This is a genomic window from Prosthecobacter sp. (genome assembly GCF_049294395.1).
In the GTDB taxonomy this organism is placed as follows: domain Bacteria; phylum Verrucomicrobiota; class Verrucomicrobiia; order Verrucomicrobiales; family Verrucomicrobiaceae; genus Prosthecobacter.
The window spans coordinates 1-16,689 of the sequence record NZ_JBAQCR010000139.1 but is presented as its reverse complement, the minus strand read 5'-3'; the positions used below and the strand labels follow the sequence as shown (position 1 = coordinate 16,689).

Sequence of the window (16,689 nt, the reverse complement as noted above, 5' to 3'; positions counted from 1 at the left end):
AGCCACCAGCAGGACATGGACGGCTGGCCGAACTACTGGCCGGGCCTGCCGCCGATGTGGTATGCCACTCATTGCGTCGGCCCCGTGGCCGGCATGATCGGCAAGCCTGCCGAATACGTGAGCTGCTTCGGCTCCGGCACCGTGCGCAAAGAATTGCAAAAGTGCTACGGCTCTCCCTTCGCCGTCGAGACCGCGCACATCAAATTCAAAGGCACCGATGTGAGCGCCCGCATCATCCGCAGCCTGTTTGACACCGCCCGCCAGTATCGCGAAAGCATCGACGTCTATGGCGACAAAGCCTCCATCGAATGGCCGCTCATCGAGCATGAACCCCTCGTCCTGCACCGCGCCAAACTGCCCGAACACAAGATCCCGAAACTGATCAAGACTCCCGACTTCGCCAAACGCCTGCCGAAGCCGATCCAGCACTTCACGACGAAGGGCGTCTACGATCTTGGCAAGAAGACCCATCTCAGCTTCACGCAGGGCAGCGGCCACGGCGGCAGTCATCCGCATCTCGCCAACGAGTTCGCCAATGCCCTCGCTGAAAAACGCCAGCCCTTCCCGAACGCGGCGCAATCCGCCAACTGGACCTGCGTGGGCCTCTGCGCCCATCAGTCCGCCCTGGCCGGCGGCAAGATTGTGAAACTGCCTGCTTTCACCTTGGGTTGATATTGTTGGCCAGTTGCGGCGCAACTGGTTAACTTTGGCCCTGCATGCCTGCTTCGTCCGAATCGTCACCCCGCATCGCCGTCATCACCGGCGGTGCAGGGGATTTGGCGCAGTCGATTGCCACCGAACTGCGGCTGGCCGGGTTTGAGGTGCTGGCCCCCGGACGGGAAGCCCTCGATGTGACGAGCGCCGAATCCGTGCGCAGCTTTTTCGCGGAAGTGAAGCGGCTCGATTTGCTGGTGAACAACGCGGGTGTGTGCCGAGATGTCTCCGTGGCGAAGATGAGCGAGGCCGAGTTCGATCAAGTGGTGGATGTGAATCTGAAAGGCGCGTTTCTCGTGGCGCAAGCGGCGGTGAAGCTGATGTCCAAACAGCGGCATGGCCACCTCGTGAACATCGGCTCTTACTCAGCTCTGAGCGGTCCGGCGGGGCAGGCGAATTATGCTGCCGCCAAGGCGGGACTGATTGGCTTCACGCAAAGCATCGCCAAAGAATACGGCGCACGAAACATCCGCGCGAACTGCGTGCTGCCCGGCTTTCTGGAAACCAAGATGACGAGCCATCTGCTGGAGGATGCCACCTGGCGCAAGGGGTTAATGAGCCAGCACACCCTGGGCCGGCTGAACACCACACAGGACGTGGCGCGCTTCATCGTCTTCCTGCACAGCTTGGAAAACGTGAGCGGCCAGGTCTTCCAGCTCGACAGCCGCGTAAGGCGCTGGGCTTAAGTACGACAGACACTCCTGTCTGTCGACCAGCGCTCCGCCAGCACATGAGACCTACAAATTAGCCAGCCATATCTATACGGCGGAGCAATGCCCTGGGGCGCCGAGGTCATTTGTGAACGGTGTCCGTCAGCGGTGCCGTTGGCCGACAGACAAGAGAGCCGAGGCTTGGCGAGACAGGCGAAGCCAATCTGTCGTACTACAAAACAAACTCCGGCGGCAGTGGTGCATCCCAGCCTGATGGAAAGCCTTCGAGATTGAGTTCCAGTCGTGATGAATGCAGCGCCTGCCGTGGCAAAATAAGCCGGGCCTCAAGCGCCTCCGTCCACCCGGTCTCGATGAACTCCAGGTAGCAGCGGTCATCGCGGCCATACAGTTTGTCCCCCACAATGGGCAGGCCCAGATGGTGCAGATGCACGCGGATCTGGTGCATGCGGCCGGTTTCGGGCTTCGCTTCGATCAAGGCGAACCGTGCGCCCTCACGCTCAAACCGCTGCAACGTGCGGAAGCCGGTGCGGCATTCGGCACCTTGCGGGTGGACGATTTGTTTCACCCAGATGTCAAAGGGCTGAACATCGCGCGCATTCAGGATCGGCGCATCCAGCGTCAGTTCCTCCCACTCCGGCCAGCCATGGACGAGGGCCACGTAGGTCTTGTGAATCTTGCGCTCCTGCATCGCCATGCCGAAGAGGCGGGCGAGTTCGTGATTCTTGGCGATGAGCACCACGCCGCTCGTTTCGCGGTCGAGGCGGTTGATGATGGACACCTGGCCACCGTTCGCAATTTCATACGCCAGCAGGTCGCACACGCGATGCCACAGCGTGGGCGGCCCCTTGGGATCTCCCGGATGGATCTGCAGCGGCGCGGGCTTGTTGACCACGATGTAGCCGTCCGTCTCATCGATGACGGTGAAAGTGGCGTTGTTACGAATGCTCACGGTGGTGACATCCCGGGAAGGGCGATCCGCCAGCCGTAGACGATGGGCTGGGGATTGTTGAGGTATTCGGCGTCATCGAAGTGCCACCACTCAGACTCCAGTTGGATGAATCCGGCCTGCTTCATGGCGGTCTGGAGCATTTGCAGATTCTGTTTCACCACAGGATCTTTGCCGGTGTAGTCTCGGCTCGCATGAGCGAAGTCCTGGTCAAATCCGGTGGGCATTCGCTGCGGGTTGCCTTGCGCATCGACCAGCGTGAGATCGACCGCTATGCCTCCGCAGTGGCGGCTCCATCCCGCATTCGGAGAGAGAAACATGCCCGTACTGCCGCCTGCCTTGTGCAGCGTCTCCTGCGCCTCCGGTGGTCGATACGCATCCCAGATTCGCAGGCCGTACCCCTGAGCTTGCAGGATCGCCTGGGCCCGCTTCAGCTTTTCCGCCGTTTCCGTCCGCAGCAGGCAGGGCATGTGGGACGGGTAGATGGTTTGTCCGGTGATGTTATCCGCAGTGGCATAGCGCAGATCGATGGTGATGCCCGGAATCACTTTGCGCACATCCACGAGGCCGCGCTCCCGCGCCAGTTCCAGGGTGCGGCCGGCATCGAGGGGGCGGCCGGAATCAAGGGTGCTGCTCGCATACAGCGTGCCGCGCCCCTGCTGCGGACTGGCACAGGAACTGAGGGCGGCGAAGCCGAAGAAAATGAGACGCAGGCTGCGCCAGGAATCTGAAGTCATGCTTAGTTTTTGCTTCCGTATTCACGCACGGCAGGCCAAGTTTGCAAACTTCAGCCCACATTCATGCGCTTTCAAATTCTCAACACCCTGCTGCACATTCTGACCTTCTACATGGGGGCGGGGATCGGCTCCTTCCTCAATGTAGTCATCTACCGCCTGCCACTGGGAATTTCGGTGAACAATCCCAAACGCAGTTTCTGCCCCTCCTGCAAATACAAGATCCCGATGTGGCAGAACATCCCTCTGCTGAGCTGGCTGCTGCTGCGTGGGAAATGCGCCAACTGCGGCGGCAAAATTTCCATCCGCTATTTCCTGGTGGAGCTGCTGACCGGCGTGATGTTCTACCTGGTCTTTCTGAAGATCAGCGGGGAGTACGCTCAGGGCGTGAATCCCTGGTTCATGATCAAGGCGTGGGGGCCACACGTGCTCTGCCTGTGGGTGTTCATGAGTCTGCTGATCTCGGGCACATTCATCGACATCGACCACTTCATCCTGCCGCATCGGATCACTATTGGTGGCACGGTGGTCGGCGTGCTGGCCTCCTGGTGGGTGCCCGCTCTGGTGGCGGAAACCACCCATACGCGCGGCCTGCTCATCTCTCTGGCGAGCGCCGCCCTGGGCCTCGGTGGTCTGTGGATCGTGGTGGAGCTGGGCAAGCTGGCCTTTGGCAAAGTGAATCACCGGCAAAAGCCCGCCTTCCTGAAATCAGCCTCGCCGGGAATGTGCAAGCTGATGGGAAAACTCATGGGCAGTGAGTGGCTGGATGGACCCGTGAAATGGAGCGTCGTTCAGGAAGATGAAGAGCTGCCACCAGTGGTGTCCATCGGCCGCAAAAAAATGGAGTGGGGGGACATTTTCGGGATGCGTGACTCCGACCACATGGTGATCACCTGCGACGATCTCAAGGTCAATGAACGCACCTGGCAGAACGTCACCGCAGTGATGTGGATGGAGAAACTGCTCGTGAAGTCCGAGGGCGCTGGGGAGGAGTTTCCGCTGGAAGGGGTGAAGATCCTGCATGGCACCGTGTCTCAGGTGGTGATCCCACGCGAGGCCATGGGCTTTGGCGATGTGCTCTTTCTCATGATGATCGGCTCCTTCTGCGGCTGGCAGGCGGTGCTTTTCACCATTTTTGCTGCATCGGTCATCGGCACCCTGTCTGCCATTGTGCCCCGCATTCTCGGCAAGGCCGAATGGAGTGCCAAGATCCCCTTCGGCCCGTATCTTGCCCTAGGCGCCGCCCTCTGGGTCTTCTACGGCCCGCCGATTGTGGAATGGTATGTGAGCAAGACGATGTGGCGGTGAGGTGCCCGCATTAGCGGGTGAGTGAGTTCTTCAACCCAAGTTTCGGGTTGAAGGCATGTCCGCGAACCCTTACCATTCTTCACCATGGCGGCGCTGCTCGAGATCCCCAGCATCAAGGATGCAACCGCGTTCCATCTGGAGCGCTGGCGGAAAGTGTGCGCCGATCCCAGCCTGAAACGACTGCCGGGCCGCATCGAAACCAACTGCTTCGGACACATCGTCTCGTTGCCGCCCCCTGGATTCTCACACACCACGCGTCAATCGGCGATCTTTGCGCACTTGCTGACCTCCATGCCTCCGGGCGCGAGCGTCGAAGTCGCTGTGCTTACTGAAGACGGCATCAAAGGCATCGACGTGGGTTGGATCTCGGCGAGCCGGGTGAAGCGTGGATTGAAAGACGACGTGCTGACGATCGCGCCAGAGATTTGCGTCGAAGTCGTGTCGCCGGGGAACACCCGGCAGGAGATGGAGGACAAGCGTGAGCTTTACTTCGCAGCGGGTGCTGAGGAGGTGTGGTTCTGCGACCAAAAAGGGGCGCTGCATTTCTTCCTCAAAGGCAGCGCGGAGACGGCGGCCAAGGCGTCAGTGTTGTGTCCTTCAATGCCGAAGCGAGTGAAGGTGTAAAAGGGACCTTTCGACCTGCATCCATGCGCAGCATGCGCTTCGCCAGGGTCATGCGATGAACTTCATCCTTCGTCTTCGCAAGGTGTTCAATATACGCCGCCGCAAGGAAGCGATCCTCATCTGACATGGCGTCGATTAACTGTTTGATCTCTGTCGGTGTCATGGGTTGAGGATTGACATCACTCCGCCTTCTTCCCGCCTGCCTTCTTTTTGCCCGCGCCCTTGCCTTTGGGTTGTTCCGGCGGATTGACTTCGCCTTCGAAGGCTTTGTTGCCGAAGGCGAAGCGCGGTGGCGGCATGGTTTCCTTCACCTCGGCTTGCAGACGGATGATTTCGGCTTTGAGTTCCTTCACGGTGTCGGCGTAGGCGGGGTCATCGTAGAAGCTCTTGGTCTCAAGTGGGTCTTTCTCGCGGTCCATCAGCTCCCAGTCATCGATGTCTGGCTTGTAGTAGTGGATGAGCTTGTAGCGGTCCGTGATGACGCCGTAGTGCGGGCGCACGTGGTGCGGCACCGGATACTCGTAGTAGTGGTAGTAGAGTGATTTGCGCCAGTCGGCGGGTGTCTCGCCTTTGAACAACGGCACGAGGCTGCGGCCATGCACATCCGGCAGGTTCGGACACTGGGCGATGTCGAGGAAGGTGCTCGCGAAGTCGATCAGACTCACGATTTTGCTGCTCGTGCTGCCGGGTTTGATCACGCCGGGCCAGCGCACGAGAAATGGCGTGCGCAGGGATTCTTCGAAGATCCAGCGTTTGTCGAACCAGCCGTGCTCGCCGAGGTAGAAGCCCTGATCGCTGCTGAGCATGACCACGGTGTCTTTCGTGAGGCCTTCTTTGTCGAGGTAATCGAGCACGCGGCCCACGTTGTCGTCCACCGCCTTCACGCAGGCGAGGTAGTCGTGCATGTAGCGCTGGTAGCGCCATTTCACGAGATCACGGCCAGCGGGTGCTGCCTCGCGGTACTTGGCATTGCGCGGCTCGTAGTAGGCGTCCCAGGCTTTCTTTTGCTCTTCGGTCAAATTACCGGGTGTCACGAGTTTCACGTCACGATCCGTCATCGTACGGTCAATGCCCATGTCGTGGTCGCTCACCGCCTTGCTGCGGCCGGAGTAGCTGTCGAACAGGGTCTCTGGCTCTTCATAGACGCGGCCCTTGTCAAAGTCGAGGTAGCGCACCGGCGGCTCCCATTCGCGATGCGGGGCCTTGTGCTGGCACATCATCATGAAGGGCTTGGTTTTGTCGCGCTGCTTGAGCCAGTCGAGCGTGAGATCACCGATAATGTCGGTGGTGTAGCCCTGGTATTTCACATTCTTGCCATTGTCGACCATCGGAGGGTTGTAGTACACTCCCTGGCCGGGAAGCACGTTCCAGTAGTCATAGCCCACGGGATCCGTCATGAGGTGCCACTTGCCGATCATGGCCATCTGGTAGCCCTTTTCGTGCATGATCTTCGGGAAGGTCGGCTGGCTGCTGTCAAACTTGCTGTTGCTGTTGTTATAAAAGCCGTTGGCATGCGAGTACTTGCCGGTCTGAATCACCGCACGGCTCGGGCCGCAGATGGAATTCGTCACGAGGCAGCGGTCAAAGCGCATGCCTTCCTTGGCGATGCGATCCATGTTCGGCGTTTCCAGCAGCTTGCGGTGGTCGCCGTAGCAGCTCATCGCCTGATAGGCCAGGTCATCGCAGAAGATGAAGACAATGTTCGGCGGCTGCGCGGCACTGGCGGCAGACGCGAGCAGAAGGGAGGCAAGGAGAGAGCGAATCATGGTTGGTTGGTCGAAATGCTGTGTTGTCCAACGCGGGAATGCCGGATGCTTTTCAAAAAAGAATCACCCCGCATGCCCCATGGCGGCGGCCATGAGTTTTTCCTGCGTGGCCTCGGCACGGCTGAAGGCTCCGCCGATGCGGCCGGCGTTGAGCATGAGGATGCGGTCGCTCATGCCGATGAGTTCCGGCAGCTCGCTGGAGACGAGGATCACGGCTTTGCCTGCGGCAGTGAGCTGGTTGATGATCTCGTAGATTTCCAGCTTGGCTCCCACGTCGATGCCGCGTGTGGGTTCATCGAGAAGAATGACCGTGGGCTCCGTGAGCAGCGCTTTGCCGAGCACCACCTTTTGCTGATTCCCACCGGAGAGCTTGCCCACGATTGCCTCAAGCCCGGTCGCTTTGACACGCAGCGAATCGAACATGCTCTGATTGCGCCGGATCTCCGCATTGCGCTGGATGAATCCGCCACGCACCACGCTGGCCAGGGAAGACAGCGAAAGATTGAAGCCAATCTCCTGCTCCAGATGCAGACCGTAGCGGCGGCGATCTTCGGAGGCCAGCACCAGTCCGCGCTGGATGATCGTTTCTGGCGTGAGGCGGCTCAGAGTCTGACCATTCAGTTCCACGCTGCCGGAAACATGGCGTCCCCAGGCACCGAAGAGATGCATGAGCAGTTCCGTGCGGCCTGCGCCCATGAGCCCGCCAATGCCCAGTACCTCACCGGCACGCAGTTCAAAGCTGATGTCGTGCAGTCTCGCGCTGCCGGTTTCGGCGTCGGCCACGCTCAGGGAATCCACGCGCAGGATTACTCCTCCGGGCTGACTGATGCGGCGGGGGAAGAGATCCCCGATCTCGCGCCCCACCATGTGGCGGATGACTTCGGCCTTGCTGGTGTCAGCGGCGTTTTTGGTGCCCACGGTTGAACCATCTCGCAGCACCGTGATTCGGTCTGCGATACCGAAAACTTCGTCGAGTTTGTGAGAGATGTAGACGCTTGCGATGCCGCGCTGGCGGAGATCGCGCAGAATGTCGAGGAGGATCAAAACCTCGTGCTCGGCCAGCGCAGCGGTCGGTTCATCCAGAATCAAAATCTTCGAGTCTTTGGCCAGCGCCTTGATGATTTCGACGAGCTGCTTTTGTCCCACACCGAGAGTGCGCACGGGCGCGGCGGGATCGAGATCGACCTTGAAACGGTTCAGCAACACCTGCGCTTCCTGATACATGCGCGGCCAGTCGATGAAGGCCCCCCAGCGGCGCGGCTCACGCCCCAGAAAGATGTTTTCCGCCACCGTCATCTCCTCAACGAGCGCCAGTTCCTGATAAATCACCGCCAGTCCAGCCTTCTCCGCATCTTTGATCGTTTCAAAACGTGCTTCAGTCCCGTTCACCTCGAAGGAACCCTCATAGCTGCCATGCGGATGAATGCCGGAGAGCAGCTTGATCAGCGTGCTCTTGCCCGCGCCGTTTTCTCCGCAGAGGGCGTGGATCTCGCCTTTGCGAAGATCAAAGGACACATCCTTGAGGGCGGTGACGCCGGGGAAGCGTTTCGTGATTTTGTGCGCGCTAAGAATCATGGCTGGTTGGGCTGAAACACATCGGCTTCCTTGTGGAAACCATCTTTCACAACGGTCTCCCGCAGGTTTTCCTTCGTCACCGGAATAATGTCCAGAAGTACCATCGGCACATCCATCTTCCCATTGGGGATTGAATCCTTGGCCACCACGGGTTTTCGCTGTGCCAGTTTCAGCGCCAGTTCCGCTTCTTTCGTGGCGATGCTTTCGATGGGTTTGTACACCGTCATGGCCTGCGTGCCCTGAGCGATCCGCTGGCAGGCGGCGAGGTCCGCATCCTGACCGGTGACAATGACCTTGCCCGCGAGGCCTTCTTCTGTCAGGGCCTGGATCGCGCCACCTGCAGTGCCGTCGTTGCTGGCCAGGACAGCGTCAAAGTTCGGACCGTTTTTGGTGATGGCGGCGTTCGTGATTTTCTTGGCGCTTTCGGGTTTCCAGTCTTCCGCCCAGTCCTCGAAGATCACCTCCACCTTTCCAGCGGCGATCAGTGGCTGCAGTACGTTGTCCTGCCCCTGCTTGAAGAGCTTGGCGTTGTTGTCGGTTTTCGCACCGTAAATCCGGACGAGCCGCAGCTTGCCACCGGCGGGAATACGGTCTGTGAGAAACTTTGCCTGCAATTCTCCCACCCGGATATTGTCAAAAGTCAGGTAGAGATCCACTTCACAGCCGGTGATGAGACGATCATATGACAGTACTGGAATGCCCGCCTGATGCGCCAGATTCACCGCCTTGGCCATCGCCGCACCATTGTGGGGGATGATCACCAAAGCGTCCACCTTCTGCGTGATGAGGCTCTCCACGTCCTGCAACTGGGTGGCGTCATTGCTGTTAGCGCACTGCACCAGCACGTCGGCACCTGCCGCCTGCGCTTTGGCGGTGAAGAGGTCGCGGTCCACCTGCCAGCGTTCTTCCTTGAGCGTGTCCATCGAAAGGCCGATGAGCGGCCTCTGCCTTGCCGCCGTGACGCCCGCGCCACCGCGAGCGATGACCAGGCCGATGACGACGCTCAGGGCGCAGGAAACGAGAACAAGCAGGATGCGGGCGGGCATGCCTGCTGTTTTAGCGAATTCAGCCGCGCAGTGCAAGCGTCCCGCTCGCCGTTTGGAAATACAAACCGGACGGGTGTGCTACTTGGCCTTTTTCGCAGGTGCTTTCTTTACAGCAGCCTTTTTCGCCGGAGCTTTTTTGGCAGCCACCTTTTTTACCGCAGCTTTCTTGGCCGCCTTGGGTTTTGGCTCCGGTGGCGGAGGCGCAAGGTTCAGCTCCATTTCCGGGGCGTCGCCCCAGAGTTCTTCGAGGGCGTAGAACTCGCGCTTCTCAGGCGTGAGGATGTGAACCATGACGCTGCCGTAGACGAGGATGATCCACTGGCTCTCAAAATTGCCGTCTTTGACGTCGGGTGGTGTGGCATGCTCTTCCTTCATGCGCTCGACGATTTCGTCGCGCACGGCACGCAACTGAGGCGTGGACATGGCCGTGACGATCACGAAGTAGTCGGAGATGGGCGAGAGTCCGCGCAGGTCCAGAATGCGGATGTTCTCCGCTTTTTTGTCATCGGCGTAAAGGGCGCAGGCGCGGGCGATTTCGAGGTCTTCCATGGTTGTGTTATATCTAACGCACAGCCATAAGCACGGATTTGAGCCTTTTGACAGAACTTTTACACTCCGTTCATGCAGCGTTGACGCAAGCCTCTCCTCATGCGCCACTCTCCCGGCACCATTAATCGCACTTCTGCCTCCGTCCCGCCTGCGTCTGGCTGGTCACCTTGCAGACCAGCCCAAGTGCTCTTTAGCGGCGTGGGCTACCGCTGGCGGGGTCAGGGATAAAGCAGGAAGCGCTGCCGCTGGGAGCGGAAGCTCTGGTTGTGGCTCTGCCAACGCGCGACGATGTTCACTGCGGGAACTCCACGGCGCAGGTCGGAGTAGAGGGATTCGCTGCCGTAAACTTTATTGAAAAGGTTCAGTTTGGAGCCGCCCATGCGGCCAATCACTTTGCCGCCTGTGAGACGGTTGATTTCAGCGAGGAGCAGAACATCGAGTGCGGTGATGTCTGCGGTGGCACGTGGAGAGATGTTGATGCGGACGCCACCAAAGCCGTCCTTGGAATACGGTGAGAAACTGACACCTGGGGTGTTGAGCCGCTGACAATACGCATAGAGCGCCTGCGGATTCACGCCACTGCCACCGGCGTAGCCAAAGGGGTTCTCGGTGCCGATACCTATATCCACGGATGTGGCTCCCCCGAGGATGCCTGTCGCGACGTAGTAGAAGGGGGAGGTGGCGTGCGGGATGTTGGGCGAGGTTTGATACCAATGCAGGCCGGTGTCCTGCCAGACCATGCCACGGTTCCAGCCCTGCATTTTGACCACATTCAGGCGTGGTGTGCGGGCCATCCAGCCTCGCGCACCTGCCATCATGGCGAGTTCACCCGCCGTCATGCCATGCACGTAGGGGACGGGGATCTGGCCGACAAACGATTTCCACTTGGACTCCAGCGGTGGGCCTTCCACACGCCAGCCGCCGAGGGGATTGGGGCGATCAAGAACCACGAACTGCTTGCCGCATTCGGCGGCGGCTTCCATCGCCACGATCATGGTGCTGATGTAGGTGTAGCTGCGGCAGCCGATGTCCTGAAGATCAAACACCAGCACATCGATGGGGGCGAGCATGGCCGGAGTCGGCTTGCGCGTGGGGCCGTAAAGCGAATAGACGATGAGGCCGGTCACGCTGTCGCGCCGGGTGCTGACGTGCACGCCGGCGCCAATGGTGCCGTCGATGCCATGCTCCGGAGCATACAGCGCGACAAGATTGCGGCCCAGCGCCCGCTGCATGGCGGTGCGTGTGCGCTCCCCACGGCCCGTCATGCTCGTCTGGTTTGTGATGAGGCCGACCCGCTTGCCCTGAATGAGATCAAAGTTGCGGGAAGCCAGCACGTCGATGCCGAGCATGAACGGCCCGGCCTGAGCAGCCTGGGGCTGATAAGCCTGCTGCGGTGCAGGCAGCTCGCACGAGGCTAGAATGAGCGCTGCGAAGGCAGCAGCGGTCCGAAGAAAAGCGCGTGGGAAAACCATGCGCAGCCATAGCGGCGAATGCCGCACGCAGCAACGTCACGGATCATCGAAATCCGGGGGTGCGGCTCACTTGCTGACCTGGGCGGTGGAAGCGGCTGGGATGTCGAGCTGCAGCAGGCGTTTGGATTCCTCCAGCGCGAACTTGGCGTCCTTGAAGGGTTCCCAGCTGATGTCCTGCCAGCGCTGCTTGCCCTGGGTGTCGATCAGGATGGTGGCGTGCAGGTTTTCGTTTTCGAAGTCGTCGTGGGCGCGGACTTTTTTGAAGGCTGCGAGGCTGCTGTCGCTCAGGATGGGGAAGGGGAGGGGCTGGTCGGGTTTGAGATTGAGCTTGGCGCGGATGCCTTCGGCGGTCTGCGGGTTTTCGAGCGTGACGGCGACGAGTTGAATGCCCGCCTTGTCGAAGTCGGCGGCGGCTTTGGAAAAGGCCTGAATCTGCTCAACGCAGTGGCCGCAGTCATGGCCGAGGTAGAAGAGGAAGAGGGTGGGTTTCTTCGCTGTGTAGTCGGTGCTTTTGACGGTCTTTCCTTCCAGCGTGAGGGCTTCAAAAACCGGGGCCTTGGGGGCGCTCCAGTGGACGGGGCCGAGGGAGGCGATTTCAGGGCGGACTCCGCTGTCCGTACGCTTGGGGGGGGCGGTCGGCCAGTCGCCCTGGATGCCGAAAGTTTTGGCAAGGGTATCGAGGCGCTTGGCGATGGGCAGATCGCGATCCATGGCGAAGGCCAGCTTGCGGGTTTCCTCGAAGGCTTTTTTAGCCTCTTCGGTTTTTCCGCAGGCCTGCAGAACCTCCGTTTTGATGGCGGAACCGACGAGGTCCTGCGTGAAGTTCTTGGTGAGTTCGGCTGCCTGCACTTTGTCGTCGAATTTGAGCCAGTAACGGGCGAGACGTTCCTTGGGGATGTCGAGCGGCTTGAGGTCTGACAGGAGCTTGTGAGTTTCCGCACGGCGGACGGACCCATCTTTGGTGCCGAGGGCGACCAGCGCCTTGAGTTCGGCGATGGCATTGGCTTTGGCCTTCACCTCAGGTTTTGGGGTTTTCTTCGCCTTGGTGTCCGTGGAGGCTTCTTTGGCGTCTGGCTTTTTGGGTTCGGCAGCCGGTTTGGTGTCTGTCTCGGGTTTGCTGGTCTTGGCGGGGATGACCACGGCTTCGAGGTCCTTCAATGCAGCGGCTACGGCGGGAGTGTTGCCGAGTTGAAAACTGGCGAGCCCAAGCGCATGGAGACGCGTGATGTCATGTGTGGCCTGGCCTGCGGGAACCTGCGTGAAGGCTTTGACCTCGTTCCAATTTTCCCATTTGAGGAGAGTCTCAATCAAGCGAGTGCGGCCGTAGCTGGCGGACGTGGAGGGCTTGTCGAGGTAGTTGTAGGTGGGATGGCGGGGAATGGCGATGAGGCTGCGGGCCAGCGCGGCGGCGTCTTTGGCGCGGCCAAGGTCGTTGAAAGTACGGGTCAGCCACTCCTCATTGTGCGCGTAGTTGTGGATCTGATCCGGCAAAATGTAGGTGCGGATCATGTAGGCGTGATCCACGCGGGTGCTGGCCTCCTGCTGCCATGCGGCATCGTCGGGGCGCTTCAATTTGGAGAACGTGTGGCCGGGCATGTGCCACATGTGGGCGATGCCCGGGGCCGCCTGCCCGCACAGGGCACCGGACTTGAGGGCAAAGATGGGTTTGGTCTGATCCCACAAATGGATGCGGTAGTGGTGCGCGGGGTGATTCGGCACGGCGGCGAAGATTTGATCAAGCAGGGCATCGACGGCCTGGAGGCTGGACATGGGGGCTTCTTCGCGGGAGAACCAGATGCGCCAGACGAGGAAGGCCTTGGCTTCGATGTCCTTGGGGTTGTCCTGAACCAGCGTTTCGAAGTCCTTGATGCAGTCGAGGCTCTTCTGTTTTTTGTCGCGTTTGTCGGGGTCGCGGTAGAGATTTTCGAGGGTGGAGATCCACTTCTGCTCGCGTGGCGTGGCCTTGGCTTTGAGCGGGGTGGCTTTCTTGATGAAGGCTCTGGCGCGTTTCTCGTTGTTCACGTTGGCCATGCTCATGCCCCAGTAGGCCATGGCACATTCGGGGTCGATGGCGGCCACCTGACGGAAGGAGCGCTCGGCTTCATAATACCAGAAGCCATGAAGCTGGCCGACACCCTGGGTGAAGAACTTCTGCGCCTCTGGCTTCTTGGAGCTGATGGGGAAATTCACCGCATCGCCACAGCCGGGAATGAACACGGCTGCCTGACGCGGGCCTTCGTTGAAAGCTTCCCCATTGGCGGAGTGGCCGGGGTCTCCGTAGGCGTGAAACGCAATGGCAAGAGCGAGGGTGGGAACGATGAAGTGGCGCATGTGGAGAATGCTAAAACGCTGCTCGGGATGAGAAACTGTGTCTAGTTGGAAAATAAAAATGCCCGGAGGGAGCCTCCGGGCATTCGCGAAGTTGAGCGAAAAAAGGGACTATTTGCCGTATCCAGGCTCCGCCTTGCCGTTTTCGTTGATGTGGCCGGTGGTCCAGAGGATGCCGCGGGTGATCAGGTCGAGGTAACGGGCATCACCGACGGTGGCGGTGTTGTGGCCGATGGTGGTGGAGAAGATCTTGGTCTTGTTCGGACCGTATTCGTTGGTCCAGGCGACGACGCTGGTGGCTTCGGTGGCTTTGGCGTCAGGTGGCAGGGTTTAGCCTTTCTTGGCTTTAGGTGGCACGATCTGCACGCCAGCGGCCAGGGGCTTGCCGGTGAGGATCTGGACGTTGTTGTAGAGCTCTTCGTTGATGGTAGTCCAGTTTTCGAGGCCCTGGGTGATCGGGTGGGTTTTGTCGGTGAAGGTGATGGCGATGGGCTGCTGCGGGCCGTGGCCTGTCGATTGCAGGCCGATCATTTCATACCAGCCGGCATTGTCGGCACCGGCTTTCACAGGCTCGCGGAAGTTGCCCCAGCGGTAGCTGTGCATGGCGCAGTGGAGATTGATGGCGGGCTTGCCGGCCTTGTGGGCATCGAGAATGGCGGCCACGTAGGCGGGATCCGTCACATCGGCGCTGCATTCGTCGTGGATGATGACGTCGAAATCCTTGGCCCAGTCCTTGGCCTTGTAGATTTCAAAGGTGGCCTTGGTGGTTTTGTCGGGGTTGTAGGCGACATCCACGATGGCGTTGATGCGGGACTCGATGCCTTCTTTGAGCACGAGGTGCTGCTTGTCATACTCATGGCAGCAGCCTCCGGCGACGATGAGGACGCGCAGTGGCTTGACGGCGGTGTCGGCGGCCTGGGCGAGAAAGAGGGCCGCAGAAACGGCGAGGGTGAGCAGGGGAAAGAAGAGTCGCATGGGTTGGAGGCTTGGTTGGAACGAGAGTGCTGATTGCAGCGCGGATGGAACGGGATGTCGAGCGGGAAAATTACGGGCAGCTTTGACAGCCGGTGGTTCTGCGGCATGTCTGGAGCGTGGGAGATTTTTTATCATTCGAAGATTTAATGGACTGGAATGCGGTTTCCGGGCGCTTCACGCCGCCGGCGCGGCTGGCGGTGATCGGTGATCCGATCGGGCATTCGCGCAGTCCGCAGATGCACAATCCGGCGCTGCAAGCCTGCGGTATCGACGCGCAGTACATCCGGGTGCAGGTGCCGGTGGGCCATGTGGCCGAGGCGTTTCGGCAGTTTGCCGCCTGCGGGTTTCTCGGCGTGAACATCACCATCCCGCATAAGTTTGAAGCGCTGGATGCCGTGGATGAGCTTGATCCGCTGGCGCGTCAGCTCGGTGCCGTGAACACGCTGGCGATCCGCGATGGGAAACTGCATGGCTTCAACAGCGACGGACCCGGCTTTTTGCGCAGCGTGAAGGAGGTGTTTGGCGCGGACGTGAAAGATCTGCGGGTACTCATCCTCGGTGCGGGCGGTGGCGCAGGGCGTGCGGTGGCGGTGCAAAGCGCCCTCAGCGGATGTCAGAAACTGCAGCTCGTGAATAGGTCCCAGGCCAAGGTTGAAACCGTGGCCAGCGAGATTCAGGCGCTGGGCGGCTGTCCGGATGTGACGGTGGTGCCCTGGAATGATGATGCTCTTAAATACGCGCTGGCAAACACCGACCTGATCGTGAATGCCACCTCATTAGGCATGAAGCCTAACGATGCCAAGCTGCTGCCAGCGGATGCGGTGCAAGCACGGCACCTCGTCTTTGACATGGTTTACCGGGCCGGGGGCGAGACCCCTCTGCTGGCGGATGCCAGAAAGGCTGGGGCCCGGACCGTGGACGGCCTGACGCTGCTGCTGCACCAGGGGGCGATCTCTTTTGAGCACTGGTTTGACCGGCCAGCCCCGCTGGAAGTCATGCGTGCAGGCTTGCAGAAAGCCGTGATGGAGTGACATAGTACGGGGTCGCATGAGTTCCTCGCGCCATTTTGTCCTCAGCTTTTTTGGGCCTGTCGTCGCTGGCGGAGTCTTTTGCGGGTTCATTGTCCTCCTCTGGAGCTGGCTGGAGCGCCATCACATCTCCCCGCTGGTGACGATGCTGGTGGGAGGGCTGATGGTGGGCATGATCACACGCTGGTTTGTGAGGAACTGCGTGGCGGTGAGCTGCCCGTTTTGCGGCGGGAAAAGCTACGAAATTCCTCACCGGGGAAACCGCTTTGCCTGCAGGGTGTGTGGGAAAGACCACTGATTTGACGCTGAAACCACCGGCTTGTGGGAGCTCTATTTGAGACGCTGCGTCATTGATTTCCTGCTGCTATCCCCTCTATATGGAGGAGGGGCGGCGGGTCGGAGTTGGGAAAAGCGCTTTTTTCCAAGCCATGCTTTTATCAGTGATTCCCTGAGATTTGACGTAGGAAAATAAATCGGCTTGCTGAATCTCTTGAAAGTCGTTACTTATGTCCAGCGTTTGAGTCCACGGCTCCGCCAGCGGCTTTCTAATGAAAGCGCTTTTTCTTCTGACTTTTTCCGCATGATTTTTTCTTTGTCGCGTCCACACACCCCGCATGATCGGGCAGGAGCAGGCGCGTGCATGTCGGAATCGAGTCCGTGCTGATATGATTTTTTCAGCGCGCCTTTCCCCACCAATTTTCCAGGTGCCTGCCACAAGGCGGCCTGGAGTTTCGAACACACCCGGAGGTATCCTATAAGCAATCCATTCCAGCAGTTGAGCGGCGGCAATTTTGCGCCACGTCCCCAGCAAAACCAAGGCACAGGCGGCCCACCGAGGCCTGCGGGTCCGGCCGGCCCCGCTAATTCAGCTCCTGTTCCCGGAGCGCGTCCCACAGGACCCGCCGGACCAGCCTTGGGAGCACCACGGCCCGCAGGACCGGCCCGTCCAGCAG

At 60.0% G+C, this 16,689-nt stretch carries 14 protein-coding genes and 1 pseudogene; 6 read left to right on the top strand and 9 right to left on the bottom strand.

Features of this window, described 5'->3' with window-relative positions; all coding sequences use genetic code 11:
* Positions 1-672 (top strand): annotated as a pseudogene (locus WAW39_RS09250) (gfo/Idh/MocA family oxidoreductase); the annotation flags it as partial.
* Between the two features lie 44 nt (positions 673-716).
* Positions 717-1,400, top strand: a complete 684-nt coding sequence (locus tag WAW39_RS09245; RefSeq protein ID WP_422318039.1) for an SDR family oxidoreductase — start codon at positions 717-719, stop codon at positions 1,398-1,400.
* Positions 1,401-1,596: 196 nt separating this feature from the next.
* On the opposite strand, the gene WAW39_RS09240 is transcribed toward WAW39_RS09245, so the two are convergent.
* Both WAW39_RS09240 and WAW39_RS09235 read right to left on the bottom strand, forming a co-directional pair.
* The gene (locus WAW39_RS09240) at positions 1,597-2,334 is read right to left on the bottom strand and encodes an RluA family pseudouridine synthase (protein ID WP_422318037.1); all 738 of its coding nucleotides are present in this window, start codon (positions 2,332-2,334) and stop codon (positions 1,597-1,599) included.
* Complete coding sequence (locus tag WAW39_RS09235) at positions 2,331-3,068, bottom strand: M15 family metallopeptidase (RefSeq protein WP_422318035.1); 738 nt, start codon at positions 3,066-3,068, stop codon at positions 2,331-2,333. Before WAW39_RS09235 ends, WAW39_RS09240 begins: the two co-directional genes overlap by 4 nt.
* Before the next feature lie 63 nt (positions 3,069-3,131).
* On the opposite strand from WAW39_RS09235, the gene WAW39_RS09230 reads away from it, so the two are divergent.
* Complete coding sequence (locus WAW39_RS09230; protein ID WP_422318033.1) at positions 3,132-4,373, top strand: prepilin peptidase; 1,242 nt, start codon at positions 3,132-3,134, stop codon at positions 4,371-4,373.
* 84 nt (positions 4,374-4,457) lie between these two features.
* Positions 4,458-4,997 carry a Uma2 family endonuclease gene (locus WAW39_RS09225; protein WP_422318031.1) on the top strand — a complete coding sequence of 180 codons (540 nt, stop codon included), beginning with the start codon at positions 4,458-4,460 and terminating at the stop codon, positions 4,995-4,997.
* Between the two features lie 179 nt (positions 4,998-5,176).
* Here the strand turns inward: WAW39_RS09225 and WAW39_RS09220 are convergent, their stop codons facing one another.
* The 7 genes from WAW39_RS09220 to WAW39_RS09190 all read right to left on the bottom strand — a co-directional run bounded on the left by WAW39_RS09220 (position 5,177) and on the right by WAW39_RS09190 (position 14,708).
* Complete coding sequence (locus tag WAW39_RS09220; RefSeq protein WP_422318029.1) at positions 5,177-6,763, bottom strand: sulfatase; 1,587 nt, start codon at positions 6,761-6,763, stop codon at positions 5,177-5,179.
* 63 nt (positions 6,764-6,826) lie between these two features.
* Entirely contained in the window at positions 6,827-8,338 is a 1,512-nt protein-coding gene (locus tag WAW39_RS09215; RefSeq protein WP_422318027.1) for a sugar ABC transporter ATP-binding protein, read from the bottom strand.
* On the bottom strand, positions 8,335-9,384 hold the full coding sequence (locus WAW39_RS09210; protein ID WP_422318025.1) for a sugar ABC transporter substrate-binding protein: 1,050 nt from the start codon (positions 9,382-9,384) through the stop codon (positions 8,335-8,337). The genes WAW39_RS09215 and WAW39_RS09210 overlap by 4 nt, the downstream gene beginning before the upstream one ends.
* Before the next feature lie 78 nt (positions 9,385-9,462).
* Positions 9,463-9,933, bottom strand: a complete 471-nt coding sequence (rsfS, locus tag WAW39_RS09205; RefSeq protein WP_422318023.1) for a ribosome silencing factor — start codon at positions 9,931-9,933, stop codon at positions 9,463-9,465.
* Between the two features lie 218 nt (positions 9,934-10,151).
* The gene (locus WAW39_RS09200; RefSeq protein ID WP_422318021.1) at positions 10,152-11,405 is read right to left on the bottom strand and encodes an exo-beta-N-acetylmuramidase NamZ family protein; all 1,254 of its coding nucleotides are present in this window, start codon (positions 11,403-11,405) and stop codon (positions 10,152-10,154) included.
* Positions 11,406-11,471: 66 nt separating this feature from the next.
* Positions 11,472-13,736: a redoxin domain-containing protein gene (locus WAW39_RS09195; RefSeq protein ID WP_422318019.1), complete on the bottom strand. Its 2,265-nt coding sequence runs from the start codon at positions 13,734-13,736 to the stop codon at positions 11,472-11,474.
* A 327-nt stretch (positions 13,737-14,063) separates the two neighbouring features.
* Positions 14,064-14,708, bottom strand: a complete 645-nt coding sequence (locus WAW39_RS09190) for a ThuA domain-containing protein (protein WP_422318017.1) — start codon at positions 14,706-14,708, stop codon at positions 14,064-14,066.
* A gap of 146 nt (positions 14,709-14,854) precedes the next feature.
* Here WAW39_RS09190 and aroE point away from each other — a divergent pair, with 146 nt between their 5' ends.
* The gene (gene aroE / locus WAW39_RS09185; protein WP_422318015.1) at positions 14,855-15,739 is read left to right on the top strand and encodes a shikimate dehydrogenase; all 885 of its coding nucleotides are present in this window, start codon (positions 14,855-14,857) and stop codon (positions 15,737-15,739) included.
* A 16-nt stretch (positions 15,740-15,755) separates the two neighbouring features.
* The gene (locus tag WAW39_RS09180) at positions 15,756-16,034 is read left to right on the top strand and encodes a hypothetical protein (protein ID WP_422318013.1); all 279 of its coding nucleotides are present in this window, start codon (positions 15,756-15,758) and stop codon (positions 16,032-16,034) included.
* The last annotated feature ends 655 nt before the right edge of the window (positions 16,035-16,689 follow it).